This is a genomic window from bacterium (assembly GCA_030654305.1).
Classification (GTDB): domain Bacteria; phylum Krumholzibacteriota; class Krumholzibacteriia; order LZORAL124-64-63; family LZORAL124-64-63; genus PNOJ01.
Map to the genome: position 1 here is coordinate 1 of JAURXS010000059.1, position 2,423 is coordinate 2,423.

At 71.5% G+C, this 2,423-nt stretch carries 1 protein-coding gene; it reads right to left on the reverse strand.

Annotation, left to right across the window (positions count from 1 at the left end; genetic code table 11):
* Window positions 1–2,423 (reverse strand): cyclic beta 1-2 glucan synthetase (locus Q7W29_01565; protein ID MDO9170498.1); only part of this gene is annotated, 2,423 nt, incomplete at both ends.

A 2,423-nucleotide genomic window follows, 5' to 3' on the forward strand; every position in this document is an offset into this window, starting at 1 on the left:
CTCCACGCGCACGGCGCTGAGCGTGCGGAGCCAGTACTGACGCACCGCGACGAACGTGTCCCGCGCGGTGCCGGCGCCCCGGAAGCGGTGGGCGAGGTCGCCGGCGTCCCGGGCGTCCCGTCCGGCGCCCAGCCTGAAGACCAGTTCGTGTCGCTGCTCGATGTCCAGTTCGAAGGGGATCCGGATCGCGGCGCAGGGATCCAGGGCCGCCCCGGTCCGGTCCGAGAGCCGCGGCCTCGACATGGCGGCCGGGTCGCGCAGGGAGCCGTTGCGTCCCAGGAATTCCGTGCGGTCGCAGGTGAACGACCGGGTCATGTCGTCCGCGTCGAAGAAGGCGACCCGCCCGGCGAACTCCGTATTGTACGAGTTGCGCGCGAAGAGGGCGCCCGTCCTGGCGTCGATCCCGGTGACGACGTGCATGGCCGACTTCGGCCGCAGGTCGCCGATCACCCACTCCACGTACCCGGTGACGGAGAGCCGCCGGGGACGGCCGGACTCGTTCCGCAGCTTCAGCACCGAGAATTTGACCGGCGCGTCCGGGGCCACGTAGACCAGCAGCTCCGAGTGGATGCCGTCTTGCGCGTGCTCGAAGATGCTGTAGCCGAACCCGTGCCTGCAGACGTGGTCCCCTTCGCCGCGGCCGGGCAGCGGCGTGGGCGACCAGAACCGGCCGCTCTCCTCGTCGCGGATGTAGATGGCCTCGCCGCCGGTGTCGCAGACGGGATCGTTGTTCCACGGGGTCAGGCGGAACTCGTGGGCGTTCTCGCTCCAGGTGCAGGCGGTGCCGCTCTCCGAGACGGTGGTCCCGAACTGCGGGTTGGCCAGGACGTTCACCCAGGGGGCGGGCGTGGCCCGCCCCGGACCGGTCGTGATCACGTACTCGCGCCCGTCCGGCGTGAACCCGCCCAGCCCGTTGCCGAACAGCAGGTCCGGGAGCGGCGGCGACGCGGCGGGAGCGACGGCCGGCAGGCGGGTGCGGGTGGCGGCCGGGCGCCGTCCGGGCGGGGCGGCTTCGAGCCGGCGGCCGATCTGCTCCGCCAGCGTCCCGCGGTCGTCGGCGATGATGACGCGGGCGGCCGACATCAGCAGCGTGCGGTCCTCGTCCGAGATCTGTTCCGCCGACCTGACCAGGATGCACCCCGTCCGGTTGGAGATGTTGATTGCGTTGGCGGCGGCGATCAGTCCCAGGATCTGGTCGTTGAGCTCCTGGCGGTACCCGGCCTGATCCTCGTTCCAGATCACCAGATCGACCGCCAAACCCTTGAGGTGCCAGTAGGCGTGGGCCTGAACGAGCTGGCGCACCAGGTCGATGTTGGCGGCGTCGCCGATCCTCAGCAGCACGACCGGCAGGTCCCCGGAGATGGCGTAGCCCCACAATCCCGACTGGCCCCGGTGGTTCCGGGCGAGCGTGCCCTGGTCGGCGCGCAGCGAGGAGTTCGCGTAGATCACGGAACCGGCCAAGCGCCCGTAGTCCTGCGCGTCGGACTCGGTCGCGTCGAGCTGGCGCAGCAGCACCTCGCCGTGGGTCCACGCCAGGTCGAAGACCCGGTCGGCCAGCCGGCGGTCGAGGTACTTCTCGGCGAGGCCCAGGCAGGCGTCGCGGGCCTCGGCGACGCCGTAGACGATGTTCACCGTCGCCGACTCCTCGGGGCCGAGGGTCAGCCGGTGCCTGATCGCGACGACGGGGTCGAGCACCGGACCCTCGCCGCCCGAGAGCGCCCGTGGGTCGAGCAACGCCGCGGGGGCGGCCGCCGTGTTGCCGCGCCCGATGAACCGCAACCGGTCGGTCTCGTAGGAGATCTCCTCGGACTCCGCGCCGTGCACGGCCATCAGGTGGAACATCCAAGGGGTCCGCTCGCCGGGGGAGCGGGGGCGGCGGGTGCAGAGGATCGCCTGCCGTTCCCGGACGATTTCGGTCTGCACGAACAGGTTGCTGAACGCGGGGTGGAGCGCGTCCGCGGCCGGCGAGGCGAGGACGACCTCGGCGTAGCTCGTCACCTCGATCGTCCTGCGCGTGCGGGAGCGGTTCGTGATGTGGAGACGGCGGACCTCGACGTCGTCTTCCGGCGAGACGGCGATTTCGGTGTGCGTGTCGAAGTCGTGGTCGCGGCGGCGGAACTCCGCCCGGGACTCGGAGAAGATCGCCTCGTAGCGCTCCGCCTCCACGAGCGTCGGCTGGTGGGCGTTCGACCAGAACCGCCCGGTCTCCGCGTCGCGGAGGTAGCAGAAGGGGCCCCAGCCGTCGCACGTGACGTCTTCCCGCCAGCGGGTGACGGCGAGGTCCTTCCAACGGCTGTACCCGCCGCCGGTGTTCGTGACCATCACGTGGTAGCGGCCGTTGGACAGCAACTGCACTTCCGGCAGCGCGGTGTGCGGCGTGCCGACGACGCGCGACGGGTTGGCCCCGCCGATGGGGGTCGTCG